Raw genomic sequence first — 15,252 nt, forward strand, 5'->3', positions numbered from 1 at the left:
CTCAGAGCCAGCCTTTCCAACGAAAAAAGAAAAAGGGGACAACGGCCGATATCACCATGAAGCCCAGCGACAGGGGATAGCCAAAGGGAGCATGCAGCTCGGGCATAAACTGGAAGTTCATGCCGTAGATGGAGGCGACCAGCGTCGGCGGCAGGAAGACCACCGATGCGATCGAGAAAATCTTGATGATCGAGTTCTGCTCGATATTGATCAGGCCGAGCGACGCGTCGAGCAGGAAAGTGATGTTGCCGGAGATAAAGGACGCATGTTCCGACAGCGACTGGATATCGCGCGAGACATTGCGGCAAAGGTCCCTCGCCTCATGATCCTGCTGCACGGTCGGAACGGCATGCAGGAAGGTCAGAAGGCGCGAAAGCGACATCAGGCTGTCGCGCACCTTGCTGATCAGACGATGATAACCGGCAACGTCGCGAAGCTTTTCCTCGAGAAAGTTCGACGGACGCCGCACCCTCTTTGCCCGCTCTCCGAAGACGTGCGTCGACAGAATATCAATACGCGCAACGGCCTGTTCGAGGACTTCGGCGGTACGGTCGATAATCGTTTCAAGCAATTTGGCCAGCAGGGCCGAGCCGCTTCGCATGTCGGCCGGGATCCGGTGCAAGGCTGCCACGAACAACGCAAAGGATGTCGGCTGGGCGTAGCGGATGGTGACGAGGCGGTTTCCGACCAGGATGAGGCCGACATCCGTGAGCGACGGCGCATCGGATGCTACCTTCCAGACCAGTGAAGCCGTCATGTATACGGCGTCCTTTTCGATGTAGAAGCGGCTGGAAGGCTCGATATCCTTCAGGTCGTCGCGGGTCGGAACGTCGATGCCGAGCAGCATCTCGATGTGGCCCTCCTCCTCGCGCGTCGGCTCGACCAGGTCGATCCAGACCACATCCGAGGGCAAGTCGTTGGCAGTCGCGATGCTCTGCAATTCGAGCGACGTGCAGTTGGAACGGTAGGCGGTGATCACTTTACCACCCGCGTCGGTTCCATCGTGCCCGGAAGATTGCATGATGCATGGTGATAGCTATGGCGCATCCTGCCCATTGCCTGCGATCCCGATTTCAGCGACTGAGAAAAGCTCATAAATCTCCGGGGCGCTTCCCGCTATTCTTGCCGGGCTTGCGTGTCCATGCTGTGCTGTGCTGCAATATCAATCCGCCAGCCGATAAAACAACCTCATGTGCTAGAGCACCCTGAAGTCATCATCAAGCGACGGCCGTCATCAAGCATGTCCGACCAAAAACAACGCCGGCGGGGCATATGCAGCAAAGCCCGCAAAGAATCAAGCCATAGCCTTCCCATGCGCGCTTTGATCGCAGCTCTGCAATGCAGCAAAGTCATAGCACACAGCGCCTGCAAGGCAATCTGGTCGATGGCGGCAGTCTTATTCTACTCGAAGACAATCGCCGGCGCGGCGCGTTGCGGTGTGCCGGTCATCTGGTCCCAGACCCTCCTGGCGATGTCTCGATAGATCGCAGCGACTTCGCCATCGGGATCGGAGACCACGACCGGCGTGCCGGCGTCCGAGGTCTCGCGGATGTTGATCGTCAGCGGCACTTCGCCGAGAAACGGCACCCCAATGCGCTCCGCCTCGGCGCGGGCGCCGCCGTGGCCGAAGATATCGTAGCGCGCGCCCGTATCCGGGGCGATGAAATAGCTCATGTTCTCAACGATGCCGAGCACGGGCACTTCGACCTTGCGGAACATGTTCAACCCCTTTCGGGCGTCGATCAGCGCAAGATCCTGGGGGGTCGAAACGATGACGGCGCCAGCAAGCGGCACTTGCTGCGCCATGGTCAACTGCGCATCGCCGGTGCCTGGAGGCATGTCGACGACGAGCACGTCAAGCTCGCCCCAGGCGACTTCGCGCAGCATCTGCAACAAGGCGGACTGAACCATGGGACCGCGCCAGATCATCGCGGTTTCCTCATCGACGAGGAAGCCCATCGACATGACCTTCAGACCATAATTTTCCATCGGTACGATGATCTTGCCTTCGATCTGCTGCGGCCGGCCGGAGATCTTCAGCAGCCGCGGCATGGACGGGCCATAGATATCGGCGTCGAGAATGCCGACCTTCAGACCATTGGCAAGCATACCGAGCGCCAGGTTGACTGCAGTCGTCGACTTTCCAACCCCGCCCTTGCCGGAAGCGACGGCGATGATGGCACCGATGCCGGGGACGCCGATCTTTCCCGCACGGGCGGGCTGCGCCGGCGCATTTGGATGCGGGTGGGCATGGGAGTGCGGTTGTTGCGCGGCGGGACGTGGTGCAGCAGGACTGGGCACAGGCTGACCGGCGGAGGCCTTCTTGTCCGCCGTCAGCGTCACTAAGGCGCCTTTGACACCGGGCATTTCCCTGACCACACGTTCGGCCGCCTGGCGCAACGGCTCGAGCTGCTTGGCGCGTTCGGCAGGGACCGTGATCGAAAAATAGACCTTGGCATCCGAAATGAAGACATCCGAGACCATGCCGAGCTCGACGATATTATGCTCCAGGTCCGGCCCGCGAACGGTCTTCAATGTGTCCAGAACCTGTTCCTTGGTGACGTCGGTCATCGCGCCAAATCTCCCTTACTCGGCAAGGACCCCTGTTCGTTTCGCGCAAACGCCTCAGGGCTCCAGCTGTTTGTCTCGATGCAGTCATAGTCCTTCGTTGGCGCCTGCCAAGGCCCGCCAGGCGATTTTTTGAATAGGTTTTTGAAATCGGGGGCTAAAGACGCAATCGCCGCCGCCGATGGTCTTGTCGGGAGAAGACAGCGACCGGTATCGGCGACGGCGTTGCGTTTTCGCGCCATTTAAGTTGGCGCTGTTTTAAGTTCCCTCTGGACCTCTGGACATAGAAATGCAGAAAGCGTGCCAGTTGAGCTGCAGGCCGAAAATACCAAGCATTTTCAATCGCTTGATTTGCGGCTATGATGTTCCGTAGTTTGCAGACGGGAAGGCAATGCGCGATTTCTCATCAGAGCGCAAATTAAAGGCACATAACTGGCAATATTTTGAGCGGAGCGGTCTACTTGATCAAGCCGACACGCAGAGCTTTTGCGACTGCTTGGGTCCGGTTGACCGTATCGAGCTTCTTCGTTGCCTTGTTCAGGTAGTGATTGACCGTGTGCTCCGACAATCCGAGAATTTCGGCGATTTCAGCGCTGGTCTTGCCGGCGGCCGTCCAGGTCAAGCAATCGATCTCGCGATCGTTGAGCGTCTCGGTAACCCGGGCGTCCAAGTTCCGGATTTCAGCCAACCGGTCGAATACATGGATCGCCAGATAGGAAAGATCCTTCATTTCCTGTGGTGTAAACGGCTCGCGATCTCCGGAAAACAGGACAATGCCGCGGGCACCCGAGGCATCATGTGTCGGAAAGAATGCCGAGCGTGTCATGTGAAAGCGCTGGAACAGATCGGTAAGCAACTTGCTTTTACCGTCGTCGCGACGCACTTCCACTTGTATTTCGTCCCTAAAAAACGGCAGCGTCGAGCTGCGAATACGCCGCACGACCGCATCGTTCGGCAACAGGCCTTCCTGGTCGTAAGTCGAGAGGAGTTCCGTCGGCCAATTGTTTATTATCGAATTGCTCTGCAAGTCGAGCGAGGTTCGGGGGGGCAGTTTCATCACCATGAATGCGCGGCAGCCATAGGCCTTCGTCAACCGCTTCATGACGCGAAAGATGTCGAACTGCGTTTTTAAAGTGGCGATTTCCGCGATGAAATCTTCAATCGGGAACGCCTTTGCAGCCTGATCCAATAAAGCCATCCGCTTTCTTCACTCTCGGGCCGTCTCAATTCGTCTTGCCAATCGACTATTGGAAGCCGCGTTGCACGTTGCCTGATACAAGCGGGTGTAGCCTAACCTCGCGACAAGCGTTAGACGTAAATGGCTATCTGTCCAAGAATCTCAACCGGCAATATCCACAAAAGCGCTTTAAATACGAGTGCAAGGCTTCAATTGTCGCAGAGGGGAATTCCGGGAGGTGCTAGCCTCGCGGTCCCAGACGCGCATGTAAATCCGCAGTGATGGTGGCTGCCGCAGCGCGCACGAGCGGCGCATATTCCGAGAGCTTTTCCACCGTCAACCTATAGGCCGGCCCCGTCACGGACACTCCGGCAAGGACATCATGGGCGTCCGAGCGGATGGGCGCGGCGACACAGCATATTCCCTGCTCATGCTCTTCGCGATCGAAGGTATGACCCAACTGCCTTGCCGCATGGATGTCGGCAAGGAGCGAGGCGGCCGACAGGTGCGTGTGTTCGGTGAAGGGGTGGAAAACAAGCGTATCGACAAGGCGGTGCAGGCTCAGATCGTCCATGGTCGATAGCGCCGCCTTGCCGACGCCGGTGCAATAGGCCGGAGACGCGTTGCCTATCTGCGAATACATGCGCACCGATTGACGACCCTCGACCTTGTCGAGGTAGATCACCTCCGCGCCTCGCAGCACGCCGAGATGTACGGTCTCGCCGGTCTGCTCCTGCAATTTGCGCAAATGCGGCTCGGCGAGCGTGCGAAACTGATTGCGCGACCAGCTGTGCGACGCAAGATGCAAAAGGCGCATGCCCGGGAGATATCGGCCATCGCGGTCAATCTCGAGCAGGCCTTCCTCCGCCAGATGCGTCAATTGCCGATGCAGGGTCCCCCGCGGCTGGTTCGAGCGTGCCAATATATCGGTAAATCGCATCGGACTATCCGACAATGCTACAACATCGAGCAGCGCCATCAGCTTTCCAAGCGTCCCGGTTTCACGCGCTCGCGCGATGCCTGCCACCGTCTTGCCTTGCCTCGGGTTCAACTCAAATGCTCCAGCCCTGCGCTTGACAGACTATCAGCCTAACCCGATAATTCCATATAGTCAAATTCAGTTCCAAATAATGGAACAGCGAGATCGAATCGTCGATCGCGAAAGAGGGAGATCAACGTGGCCCAGCTTTCAGCACAGTTTTCCGATTTGAAAGATCGTGCCGTCCTCATAACAGGCGGCGCGTCGGGCATCGGCGCGGCGCTGGTCAAAGGGTTCGCGCAACAGGGCGCGAAGGTTGCCTTCATCGATATCGCCGAGCTCGAAGGCCGAGCCCTTGCCAAGCGGCTGTCGGAAACCTCGGCGCATCCCGTCTCTTTCTATCATACGGACCTGCGCGACGTCGGCTCGGTTCGCAGCACGGTTGCCGCGATAGAATCCGATTTCGACACAGTACGCGTGCTCGTCAACAATGCCGGATGGGACGACCGGCACGATTTCGACACGGTCACGGAGAGCTATTGGGACGAAAGCCAGGCAATCAACCTCAAGCAGGTGTTCTTCGTATCGCAGGCGGTGGCGCCGCTGATGCGGGCGGCGGGCGGCGGTTCGATCATCAACCTGTCGTCGATCGTCTTCAAGATGAACAAGCCGGACCTTTCGGTCTACGCAACAGCCAAGGCCGGCCTTGTCGGACTGACCAAGAGCATGGCCGGGCGGCTAGGGCCGGAGAACATCCGCGTCAACGCCATCCTTCCCGGCATGATCGTCACCGATCGGCAAAGGGAACTCTGGCTGACGGTCGAGAGCATCGCAAGGACGGTCGACCGGCAATGCCTGAAGCGCGTCTTGAACGCCCACGACCTTGTCGGCCCGGCCTTGTTTCTCGCCTCCGACTGCTCGGCCAGCATCACGGCACAATCGATTATCGTAGATGGAGGCATTTTCTGATGGGAAGACCCGCATATGCAGCGGTGGATTGGGGCACCAGCAGTTTTCGGCTGTGGTTGATTGACGAGGATGGCACGGTCCTTAGCGAACGCAGAAGCAGCGAAGGAATGACCACGGCAGCGAGCACCGGCTTTGCCGAGGTGCTGGAATCGCATCTTTCCGCCCTCTTCGCTCCCGACGGCATCCCTGTTATCGTCTGCGGCATGGCTGGCGCCCGGCAGGGCTGGGTCGAGGCCGGCTATCTCGACACGCCGACCTTATTGTCAGCGATCTTGACTGGAGCCGTTTCAGTGCCGGGACAGAAGCGCGACGTTCGGATCCTTCCCGGCCTGGCGCAACGGTCGAAGCAAGCCCCCGACGTTATGCGCGGAGAGGAGACCCAGCTCCTCGGGGCGATCGCCGCTGATGCCCATGGTGAGCAGATCGTCTGCATGCCCGGCACGCATTCCAAATGGGTTCGCGTCGTCGACGGGGTGGTTACCGGGTTTTCGACCTTCATGACCGGCGAATTGTTCGACGTCATCACCAGGCACAGCATTCTTTCGCATGCCGTCACCGGCGCGGAGGCAATGCCGGCGGACGCCGATGCGCTCGAGGCCGCGGTCAAGGCCGCCTTCGATCAGCCTGCGCTTGCCACCAGCCTGATCTTCGGCGCCCGCGCCGGCCAACTACTGCACGGCCTGACTGCAGTTGGCGCGCAGGCTCGCATCTCGGGAACATTGATCGGCGCCGAGATTGCCGGCGCGATTTTGAATGTTGGCAAGGGTACCGCCATCACGCTCGTCGCATCCGGCCGCCTGCAGGCGCTTTATGAAAGTGCCTTCCATATATTGTCCCTCCCCTACCAGACCATCGATGCCGACGCCGCCGTCCGCCGCGGGCTCTCCGCCGCTGCCAAGGCGATCTGGCTGAATGACGAAAGAAGAAGCGCATGACCCGCATTCCCTTCCCGCCGATGAAACGTCCGCTGATTGCCATCCTTCGCGGCATCAAGCCGGAGGAAACCGAAGGCGTGGTCGGCGCCTTGATCGAAAGCGGCATGACCGCGATCGAAATTCCGCTGAATTCGCCCGAAGCATTCCGCTCGATTGCGATGGCAGCCAAAATGGCGCCGGCGGATTGCCTGATCGGCGCGGGCACGGTGCTGACCGTCGAGGACGTCGATCGGCTCGACGCGGCCGGTGGAAAACTGCTGGTGACGCCGAACGTCGAGCCTGCCGTCATCAGCCGTGGTCGTGATCTCGGCATGGTGACGATGCCGGGTGTTTTCACGGCGACCGAGGCCTTGTCGGCCGCCCGCGCAGGTGCCACCGGGCTGAAGTTTTTCCCCGCAAGCGCGCTCGGCGCGTCCGGCATCAACGCGATCCGCGCCGTCCTGCCACCCGAACTGGTGATTGCCGCCGTCGGGGGCGTTTCGGACAAGAATTTCGCCGACTACACCAAGGCCGGCATTCTCGCCTTCGGTCTCGGGACCAGCCTTTATAAGCCGGGAATGACTGCTTTGGAGGTTGCCGAGCGCGCCAAGGTAACCATTTACGCCTATGACGCTGCAATAGGAGCCTCAAGCAGATGACCGATATCCATGACTTCAAGGGGGAGATCCTTTGCAACACATCATCCGTGCTGGGTGAAGGACCGACCTATGATCCCGACACGGACACGGTCTGGTGGTTCAATATCCTTGGAAAGGAAATGCACGAGCTGAACCTCGAAACCGGCAAGAAGGCGGTTCACAACCTGCCGATGATGGCAAGTGTGCTTGCCCGGGTCGACGCCGAACGGCAACTTCTGGCGACGGAGCAAGGGCTTTTCATCCGCGATGTCGCGACAGGCGCCCTCACCTTCTATGCGGCGCTCGAGGCCGACAAGCCGGAGAACCGCTCTAACGACGGACGCACCCATATATCGGGCGCGCTTTGGATCAGCACGATGGGCAAGCGTGCCGAAATGCAGGCCGGCGCCATCTACCATGTCGCCAACGGCCGCGTGACCAAGATCTTCGACGGGATCAGTATCCCGAACTCGATCTGCTTTTCGCCCGATGGTTCTTTCGGCTATTTCACCGATACCAGGATCAGCCGCCTGATGCGGGTGCTTGTCGACCCATCGACGGGGCTCCCGGCCGGAGAACCGACCGTATTGGTCGACAGCATGGAAGATGCAGGCGGCATCGACGGGTCGGTCTGCGATGCCGACGGCTATATCTGGAACGCGCGATGGGGCTCCGGCTTCGTCGATCGCTACAGCCCCGACGGCTTGCGCATCGAGCGCTACCGCGTGCCCGCAATGCAGCCCTCCTGCCCGGCCTTCATCGGCAGGAATGCCGACCGCCTGGTGGTCACCACCGCCTGGGAAGGACTTGACGAAAGCGCCCGCTCGATGCAACCGCAGGCCGGTGCGCTGCTCGAACTCGGGATCACCGTGAAGGGCCTGTTCGACCCTGCCTTTGCGATGTGAAATCAACCACCGACGGTGGCGGGAATGATCATTCCGCCACCGTCGAGCGGTGCTTGCCTACCGCCGCCCACCCCCTGATTTTCCCCTTACGAATCATTGCAATGGCGGAAATCCCGCTTTCATTTTGCGTCATTTTTTTCGGAGCCCCGGGCATGGCGCCGGCAACCGATACCACGTCAACCGGCTCCACGACGAAATAACGCACCGGAACGCTTGATGAAGGCAAACTCGACCGCCCCCAGGCCGCCGTTTTTTTGTGTCAGGCGGTGATGCGTCCCCCGTGCTCGTAATAGTTTTCCTGGAGAAAACGCAGCGTTGCCAAGCCGTCCACCGGCCTGCCGAAATAATAGCCCTGGCCCATGCCGCAGCCGAGCGCGCGAAGCTTGGCAGCCTGCGTGCTGTCCTCGATGCCTTCGGCGACGACCTGCAGGTCCAAGCCCTCGCACATGGCAAGGATCGCCTTGATGATATGTTCCGAGGTGCGGTCGGAATTGATCCTCGACACGAAGGCCTGGTCGATCTTCACCTTGTCGAAGATGAATTCGCGCAGGCGCCCAAGGCTGGACTGACCAGTGCCGAAGTCGTCGAGCGAAATGCGCACGCCGGCGGCGCGCAGGTCGCCGATAATGCGATGGGCGGTATCGTCCGAGCTCATGACAGCAGTCTCGGTGATCTCCAGATCAAGCCGACGCGGATCAAGGCCGACGCGACCGAGGATGGCAAGAATGCTGCTGCTGGTGCCCGGATCCATCAGTTGTGCCGATGAGAGGTTGAAGGAGAGAAACAGCTCGCGCGGCCAGGACAGGGCCGCCTCGGCGGCCTTGCGCAGAAGCGTTTCGGAAAGCGCGTCGATGAAGCCGCGCTCCTCGGCCAGCGGGACGAAGACGGCCGGCGACACGAAGCCCAGATCGGGATCGTTCCAGCGAGCCAATGCCTCGAAGCCGAGGGTCATGCTGGTGGCCAGCGAGACGATCGGCTGGAAATGAACGTCGATCGCGTCTGATATGATGGCGTTGCGCAGCGCCTGCTCGAGCTGCGTCGCGCGCTTCATTTCCTGGGCGATCTCCTTCGAATAGACGGTGATCTGGCCGCGGCCGCGGCGCTTTGAGCGATAGAGAGCGGTTTCGGCGTTTTTCAGTAGATCCTCGAACTCGCCGCCGGCAAAAGGATAGATCGAAAAGCCGAAGGAGGCCGAGAGCCGGACGTTCCGGTCGCCGAGATCGTAGGGCGCCGACAGGACTTCGCGGATCATCTGCCCGAATTTTTCGGCACCGACGCGCTCAAAAACCAGCGGCAGCACGAAGGCGAATTCGTCGCCCTCGTGACGTGTGACGACGGCGCCGTCGGGAATGCAGGCTTTGAGGCGATGGGCGACTTGGCAGAGGATTTCGTCGCCGGCATCGGCGCCAAACAGATCGTTGATCGGCTTGAAGGCGTCAAGATTGGCAATACCGATGGTGAACGGCGCCGGATCGCTGGCGCGCTCCGCAGATAGGAGCCGCACCTTGTCGCGCATCCTATAGCGGTTGCCCAGTCCAGTCAGCGGATCGGTATAAGCCATCGCCTGCAGTTCGTTCTGACTGACTGGCGTAAACGGTACTTCCGGCGATTTCATTATCAGTTCCGACATTTTCCCACCTTGCGGAAAGAATGGCGGTCAAGTCTTAAAAAAGGGATAGCGGAGAGAGCGTTAGAATGCTCAAATATTGCCCCAATATTAGGGGGTTGACGCGCTAAACGGCGCGTTGCCGCAGCCTGTTGTCGCTGTCGCGCATGTGTTTTTGAAAGACCGTTTCCAACATATCGGGGCTGACCGGTTTCAAGATAACGCCGTCCATCCCGGCGGCCATGCATGCGCTCCTGTCGCTCTCGAAGGCGTGGCTCAGAACCCCGATGATCGGGGTTCTCGGACCATCTTCTTCTATCAGCCGGATCATCCGTGCAGCCTCGAAACCGTCGATGCCTGGCAGTGAGATGTCCATCAGCACGATCTCGGGGCGGTATTCCGTCCATAGATGCACCGCCTCGTCACCCGTAGCGGCAATCCTGTAGCTATACCCCAAACTCTCAAGTATCTGCGAAAACACGATCTGGTTGACGTCGTTGTCCTCGGCGACGAGAACCTGGATATTGCCTGCAGCAGTTTCGGCAGCGATCGGTCGGTCGATCGCATCGCCGCCGGGGCCTGTACCCGGCCCGTCCCCGCCGCCACGCCGGCTGCGATTGAAATGGCGGGCGATCAGGAATGCGAGTTCGTTGGCCAGTTGGAAGCCGTCGACCAGCAAGGCGGGGACGTTCTGACGCTCGGCGAGTTCGATGCAGAGCGCGCCCATTTGGTTATCGGCGACAACAAGGTCGATGTGGATGCCATTGGCACGGGCGATATCGAGAAAGGCAGCCTCCTCGTTCTCGTCGCGGACGGAACAGGCCTCGAAGCCGTATCTGGCAAGCATCTTCATGGCGGAAGACTCAGCGGCCAGATCGGCCGTCACGAGCAAAATCTTGCGACCGGTAAAATTCTCGGGAACGAAAGTCTCCATTGGCAACGGCTTGCGAGCCGCGGCCTGCAAGGCGGAGACAGGAACATAGGCGCGCTTATAGGATTGGTCGCCGGATGTCTTGATCTCGGAGGCCAAGGCAAATTCGTCGCTATCCATGCCGTCCTTCGGCAGATCCTGCATGCTGGCGACCAGATAATAGCGGCCCGGTTTGCCGATGCGAAGCTTGCGTGTAACGACGTCGCGCTCGATGCCGTTGCGGGCGATCTGGCGTTGGCGAGAGATCGACATTTCGCCCGTCTCGATCACGTGTCGATCGCTCTCCTCATAACGGCTGGCGACATCCCTCGAAAAGAGGTCGGTCCCCTTGCGCCCTAGGATTTCGTCGGGCGCCTTCTGGTACTTGTCGCAAAAGGCCTTGTTGACCGCGACATAGGTCATGTTGCGATCCTTGACGAAAAGCGGGAACGGCAGGTTGTCGAGGATATCCTCGGTCAACTGCACCCGTTCGAGGTCGATGCGCCACTGCTCCTCGCGCTTCTTTTCCTCCGAGATATCGGAGATGATGCAGATGCCGAAGCCGCTCGGCAGCCGGCGCTTGACGAAGCGGACCCAGCGATCGACTCCGTATCGCTCACTGCTATCGAAGCGTTCGCGCCAGTGTGAGGCGATTTTCTGCGAAACCCAATCGTCGCGCGAGACCGATCCGCCGTTCGCCTGGGCGTCGATATGGCGAATACCGGTGTCGAAGACGGCGCCGAGAAAGTCCCGCAGGCGCGTGGAAGGGCGCAGGAATTGCGGCGGAATGGGAAAGAAATTCAGAACCTGACGGCTGGCAAAAAGCACGATGTCGTTCTTGTCATAGACGACGACGGCGGTCGAAAGACCTTCGCAGACCGCATCGAACAGAGCGGCTTGCAAATTATCGTCGGGAGACAAATCTCCATTCACCAATGACAGAGTTGCCTCCTCAATACCGGCGGTCATAGGTTGGATTACCACATCTATCCGGTATATGCGCAAAGTCCTGGGCTGATGGGCCCGGGATGGAACCAAGTGACGCATGCTGGGACGGAGACTTGAAACAGGCATATGCCGGCCGTGGATATGGCGGCATCCAGCTTTCCGCCACGGGCCGTAAGCGTGCGGGTGCACTGCCTGCGATCATTCCAAGTAGATATCAACGCAAGGTGCCAGTTTTGTCTTAAGGCGAGATTAATCGGAGGAAGCTGCAATAACCGGGTGGTATCCGGCGGAGCGTCACGGTTTGCTCTTCCATCTCCGCCACGAATCCTCGAAAATGGCATGATGGCCATCAGACAGCTCTCCGAGACACTCATCAACCAGATCGCTGCCGGCGAAGTCATCGAGCGGCCGGCAAGCGCTGCCAAGGAACTGATCGAAAACGCGATCGACGCGGGTGCGACCCGGATCGAGATCGCGACGGCCGGCGGCGGCAAGGCGTTGTTGCGCGTCAGCGACAACGGCGCCGGCATGAACCATGCCGATCTGGAACTTGCCGTCCGGCGCCACTGCACCTCGAAGATATCCGATAATCTCGACGACATCCGCACACTCGGCTTTCGCGGCGAGGCGCTGCCGTCGATCGGCTCTGTCGCGCGGCTGTCGATCGCGAGCAGGCGCGCGGATGGCGACGGCGGCGCGGAGATCGCGGTTGCCGGCGGCAAGGTGCTGCATTTTCGCCCGGCTGCTGCCAATGCCGGGACGATCGTCGAAGTGCGCGACCTGTTCTTCGCGACACCAGCGCGGCTGAAGTTCCTGAAGACCGAGAAGGCCGAGGCGGCGGCCATCACCGAAGTCGTCAAACGGATGGCGATCGCCTTTCCGCATGTCCGCTTCGTCCTGTCGGGCAGCGATCGTTCGACGCTGGAATTCGCCTCGACCGGCGACGACCACCTTTCCCGCATGGCGCAGGTGCTCGGCAAGGATTTCAAGGACAATGCAATCGCGCTGGACGCTGTCCGCGAGGATGTGCGCCTGACCGGCTTTGTCGGCGTTCCGACCTTCAACCGGGGCAATTCGGCCCATCAATACGCTTTCGTCAACGGCCGGCCGGTGCAGGACAAGCAGGTTCTCTCGGCAATTCGCGGCGCCTACGCCGAAACCATACCCTCGGGGCGTTTCCCCGTCGCGGTCCTCTCGATCACGCTCGATCCAGCGCTGGTCGACGTCAATGTCCACCCGGCAAAATCCGACGTGCGCTTCCGCGATCCGGGTCTCGTCCGCGGGTTGATCGTCGGTGCAATCCGCGAGGCGCTTGCCCGCGAGGGCGACAGGTCGGCAACCACCGGCGCCGATGGCATGATCCGCGCTTTCCAGGCCGGGTTTCATCCAGGCTACCGCGCTTCATCGGCAAGCGGCATCTGGACGGCTGAAACGTCGCCGTCGCGGCCCTATCGGTATGAGGCGGCGAACACCCCCTCCGCGGGATTTGCAGAACAGCCGCAGGCTTCATTCGACGGCCTGGCAATGCCGACGGCGCGGGCGGAGACCGTGCTGGAGCAGCCGCATCGCTCACTGGCCGAGCCCGCGCAATTTCCACTGGGTGCTGCCCGCGCCCAGATCCACGAGAACTACATCATCTCCCAGACCGAAAACGGGCTTGTCATCGTTGATCAGCATGCGGCGCACGAGCGGCTGGTGTTCGAGGAGATGCGCAAGGCACTGCATTCGAAGCGAATGCCGTCGCAGGTGCTGCTTATTCCCGAGATCATCGATCTTCCTGAGGAAGATTGCGACCGGCTGATGATGCATGCGGAGGGGCTCTCCGATCTGGGCCTGGCGATCGAACGTTTTGGTCCAGGCGCCATCGCGGTACGCGAGACGCCGGCAATGCTCGGCGAGGTCGATGCGCAGGGGCTGATCCGCCAGCTTGCTGACGAAATCGCCGAATGGGATACGGCGTCCGGGCTTGGCGCCAAGCTCGAACATGTCGCAGCCACGATGGCTTGCCACGGGTCGGTGCGCTCCGGCCGGCGGATGAGGCCGGAGGAGATGAACGCGCTGCTGAGACAAATGGAGGCGACACCCGGTTCGGGACAGTGCAATCACGGGCGGCCGACCTATATAGAGTTGAAGCTGTCCGATATCGAACGGCTGTTCGGGCGGAGCTGAAAAAACTGGAAATATACCGCCCGCCGGAGTATGGCAGGCGGGTGACTGCAGCGCCCCTCGCTTTTCAAGCGTGGCGGCTAAGCGGCAGTACCCAAGCGATTGGCGTCAGGAGAGCGACTGCGATGAATCTTTTCGAGGGACATGGGAACCGTGAGGCGAAAGTCCGCTATCTCGACGGCGATTTCCAGATCCTCGCTCCCGGCTCCTATGTGATCTGCGCCATGTCGGGCAAGCAGATCCCGCTCGACGAACTTCGCTATTGGAGCGTTGCCCGCCAGGAAGCCTATGCGGATGTCATCCTGTCGCTCGAAGCCGACAAGCGCGCCGGCATCCTGCCCAACCAGCAGCGCTGAACTTCAAGTCGTCTTTCGGCTTTCCTTCAACCGGCGTTCGCGGCAGGCGACGATGGCGCGCTCGATAATCAGGCGCGGAGCGCGATGATCGGTGAAGGTCATGTCGACCTCGACAACGCGGCAACGGCGCAACAGCTCCTCCGCCCGGCCGTGATGCCCTACGAGGCGGACGAAATCCTTCGATGTCGTGACGATGTCGAGCCCCTCCCGGTCCGCAGCTTCCAACATATCGATGATCTCGTCCTCGCTCAGATGCTGGTGATCGCCGAAAGACCGGTGAACGACGATCGTGGCGCCGAGCCCATCCACCGTTTTGAAGAATTTCTGCGGATCGGCGATGCCGGCAAAGGCGAGGATCTTTTTGCCTGCCAGATCCTCCTGCCCGCGGACCTTCAGCGACGAGGTGAAAAACGGCTTTCCGGCTCTTGCCGCCTGCCGGACGATGGCATCGGCGGCATTGCCGTTGCCGACCTTCAAGAGCGCAGAGGCCTGGCGGAGCTGCTCGCGGATCGGCGCGCGAACCGGCCCTCCCGGCACCATGTGGCCGTTTCCAGTGCCGCGCGCAGTATCGATGACAACCAGCGCGTAATCCAGCACCAGCCGTGCGCTTTGAAAGCCATCATCCATGATGATGAGGTCGGCGCCCTCCTTGACGAGCCTTTGAGCGCCTTCGACGCGGCGCCGCGAAATGACTGTCAGGGCCTCCCTTGCCAGCAACAGGGGTTCGTCGCCAACCGCGGTTGCATAGTGATGGGCCGGATCGACCACTGTCGTGACATCGAGGGAGCCACCATAGCCGCGGCTGAGGAAGCCGGGCTTCAGGCCCATCTCCCTGGCAGCACGGGCGATCGTCAGGGCCGTCGGGGTCTTGCCGGCGCCGCCGACAGTGAAATTGCCGATGCATATCACCGGCACCGGCACCGAGGCGCGGCGGGCATGGGCCATGCGGTAGCCGGCGATGCGGCCGTAAACGAAGGAAAAGGGCCAGAGCCCCCAGGCGCGCCAATCGGGCCTTGTCCACCAGAACGGCGGTGCTTCCGATATCATCCGTTATGTTCCCGCCCGATCGCCTGCCTGGAAAAGTCCAACAGCGCCGCACAAAAGGGCATATCGGCA

General features: G+C 60.6%; 14 protein-coding genes. 6 read left to right on the plus strand and 8 right to left on the minus strand.

Annotation, left to right across the window (positions count from 1 at the left end; genetic code table 11):
• Position 1 precedes the first annotated feature (1 nt).
• The 4 genes from AB4Z52_RS16465 to AB4Z52_RS16480 form a co-directional block, all read right to left on the minus strand.
• Positions 2–979 carry a magnesium transporter CorA family protein gene (locus AB4Z52_RS16465; protein ID WP_442218996.1) on the minus strand — a complete coding sequence of 326 codons (978 nt, stop codon included), beginning with the start codon at positions 977–979 and terminating at the stop codon, positions 2–4.
• A 422-nt stretch (positions 980–1,401) separates the two neighbouring features.
• Positions 1,402–2,571 (minus strand): Mrp/NBP35 family ATP-binding protein, encoded by a 1,170-nt coding sequence (locus AB4Z52_RS16470; RefSeq protein WP_442218997.1) that lies wholly within the window; start codon positions 2,569–2,571, stop codon positions 1,402–1,404.
• Positions 2,572–3,025: 454 nt separating this feature from the next.
• A complete protein-coding gene (locus tag AB4Z52_RS16475; protein ID WP_442218998.1) occupies positions 3,026–3,766 on the minus strand; it encodes a LuxR family transcriptional regulator in 741 nt (246 codons plus the stop codon).
• A gap of 220 nt (positions 3,767–3,986) precedes the next feature.
• Positions 3,987–4,724, minus strand: a complete 738-nt coding sequence (locus tag AB4Z52_RS16480; RefSeq protein ID WP_442219032.1) for an IclR family transcriptional regulator — start codon at positions 4,722–4,724, stop codon at positions 3,987–3,989.
• A 198-nt stretch (positions 4,725–4,922) separates the two neighbouring features.
• Here AB4Z52_RS16480 and AB4Z52_RS16485 point away from each other — a divergent pair, with 198 nt between their 5' ends.
• From AB4Z52_RS16485 to AB4Z52_RS16500, 4 genes are read left to right on the plus strand one after another with little or no spacing between them, the layout of a single operon-like run.
• Positions 4,923–5,693: an SDR family NAD(P)-dependent oxidoreductase gene (locus tag AB4Z52_RS16485; protein ID WP_442218999.1), complete on the plus strand. Its 771-nt coding sequence runs from the start codon at positions 4,923–4,925 to the stop codon at positions 5,691–5,693.
• Positions 5,693–6,628, plus strand: a complete 936-nt coding sequence (locus AB4Z52_RS16490; protein ID WP_442219000.1) for a 2-dehydro-3-deoxygalactonokinase — start codon at positions 5,693–5,695, stop codon at positions 6,626–6,628. The genes AB4Z52_RS16485 and AB4Z52_RS16490 overlap by 1 nt, the downstream gene beginning before the upstream one ends.
• Positions 6,625–7,266 (plus strand): 2-dehydro-3-deoxy-6-phosphogalactonate aldolase, encoded by a 642-nt coding sequence (locus AB4Z52_RS16495; protein WP_442219001.1) that lies wholly within the window; start codon positions 6,625–6,627, stop codon positions 7,264–7,266. Before AB4Z52_RS16490 ends, AB4Z52_RS16495 begins: the two co-directional genes overlap by 4 nt.
• Positions 7,263–8,150, plus strand: a complete 888-nt coding sequence (locus tag AB4Z52_RS16500) for an SMP-30/gluconolactonase/LRE family protein (RefSeq protein ID WP_442219002.1) — start codon at positions 7,263–7,265, stop codon at positions 8,148–8,150. Before AB4Z52_RS16495 ends, AB4Z52_RS16500 begins: the two co-directional genes overlap by 4 nt.
• A 28-nt stretch (positions 8,151–8,178) precedes the next feature.
• On the opposite strand, the gene AB4Z52_RS16505 is transcribed toward AB4Z52_RS16500, so the two are convergent.
• The 3 genes from AB4Z52_RS16505 to AB4Z52_RS16515 all read right to left on the minus strand — a co-directional run bounded on the left by AB4Z52_RS16505 (position 8,179) and on the right by AB4Z52_RS16515 (position 11,635).
• Positions 8,179–8,355, minus strand: a complete 177-nt coding sequence (locus AB4Z52_RS16505) for a hypothetical protein (RefSeq protein ID WP_442219003.1) — start codon at positions 8,353–8,355, stop codon at positions 8,179–8,181.
• A gap of 54 nt (positions 8,356–8,409) precedes the next feature.
• Positions 8,410–9,780: a putative bifunctional diguanylate cyclase/phosphodiesterase gene (locus tag AB4Z52_RS16510; protein WP_442219004.1), complete on the minus strand. Its 1,371-nt coding sequence runs from the start codon at positions 9,778–9,780 to the stop codon at positions 8,410–8,412.
• Between the two features lie 103 nt (positions 9,781–9,883).
• A complete protein-coding gene (locus AB4Z52_RS16515) occupies positions 9,884–11,635 on the minus strand; it encodes a response regulator (protein WP_442219005.1) in 1,752 nt (583 codons plus the stop codon).
• Positions 11,636–11,956: 321 nt separating this feature from the next.
• Between AB4Z52_RS16515 and mutL the strand changes: the two genes are divergently transcribed.
• Complete coding sequence (gene mutL / locus AB4Z52_RS16520; protein ID WP_442219033.1) at positions 11,957–13,783, plus strand: DNA mismatch repair endonuclease MutL; 1,827 nt, start codon at positions 11,957–11,959, stop codon at positions 13,781–13,783.
• A 122-nt stretch (positions 13,784–13,905) separates the two neighbouring features.
• On the plus strand, positions 13,906–14,136 hold the full coding sequence (locus AB4Z52_RS16525) for a DUF2093 domain-containing protein (protein ID WP_442219006.1): 231 nt from the start codon (positions 13,906–13,908) through the stop codon (positions 14,134–14,136).
• Positions 14,137–14,139: 3 nt separating this feature from the next.
• On the opposite strand, the gene lpxK is transcribed toward AB4Z52_RS16525, so the two are convergent.
• Positions 14,140–15,183 carry a tetraacyldisaccharide 4'-kinase gene (gene lpxK, locus AB4Z52_RS16530; protein WP_442219007.1) on the minus strand — a complete coding sequence of 348 codons (1,044 nt, stop codon included), beginning with the start codon at positions 15,181–15,183 and terminating at the stop codon, positions 14,140–14,142.
• Positions 15,184–15,252 lie beyond the last annotated feature (69 nt).

The sequence above is a fragment of the Rhizobium sp. 2YAF20 genome (assembly GCF_052114685.1).
Taxonomy (GTDB): domain Bacteria; phylum Pseudomonadota; class Alphaproteobacteria; order Rhizobiales; family Rhizobiaceae; genus Rhizobium.

What these genes read in the sequence shown, in the direction of transcription:
- AB4Z52_RS16470 (WP_442218997.1), bottom strand. Translation starts at nt 2,571, where the DNA reads ATGACCGACGTCACCAAGGAACAGGTTCTGGACACATTGAAGACCGTT.
- AB4Z52_RS16475 (WP_442218998.1), bottom strand. Translation starts at nt 3,766, where the DNA reads ATGGCTTTATTGGATCAGGCTGCAAAGGCGTTCCCGATTGAAGATTTC.
- AB4Z52_RS16480 (WP_442219032.1), bottom strand. Translation starts at nt 4,724, where the DNA reads ATGGCGCTGCTCGATGTTGTAGCATTGTCGGATAGTCCGATGCGATTT.
- AB4Z52_RS16490 (WP_442219000.1), top strand. Translation starts at nt 5,693, where the DNA reads ATGGGAAGACCCGCATATGCAGCGGTGGATTGGGGCACCAGCAGTTTT.
- AB4Z52_RS16495 (WP_442219001.1), top strand. Translation starts at nt 6,625, where the DNA reads ATGACCCGCATTCCCTTCCCGCCGATGAAACGTCCGCTGATTGCCATC.
- AB4Z52_RS16500 (WP_442219002.1), top strand. Translation starts at nt 7,263, where the DNA reads ATGACCGATATCCATGACTTCAAGGGGGAGATCCTTTGCAACACATCA.
- AB4Z52_RS16510 (WP_442219004.1), bottom strand. Translation starts at nt 9,780, where the DNA reads ATGTCGGAACTGATAATGAAATCGCCGGAAGTACCGTTTACGCCAGTC.
- AB4Z52_RS16515 (WP_442219005.1), bottom strand. Translation starts at nt 11,635, where the DNA reads ATGACCGCCGGTATTGAGGAGGCAACTCTGTCATTGGTGAATGGAGAT.
- mutL (WP_442219033.1), top strand. Translation starts at nt 11,957, where the DNA reads ATGGCCATCAGACAGCTCTCCGAGACACTCATCAACCAGATCGCTGCC.
- AB4Z52_RS16525 (WP_442219006.1), top strand. Translation starts at nt 13,906, where the DNA reads ATGAATCTTTTCGAGGGACATGGGAACCGTGAGGCGAAAGTCCGCTAT.
- lpxK (WP_442219007.1), bottom strand. Translation starts at nt 15,183, where the DNA reads ATGATATCGGAAGCACCGCCGTTCTGGTGGACAAGGCCCGATTGGCGC.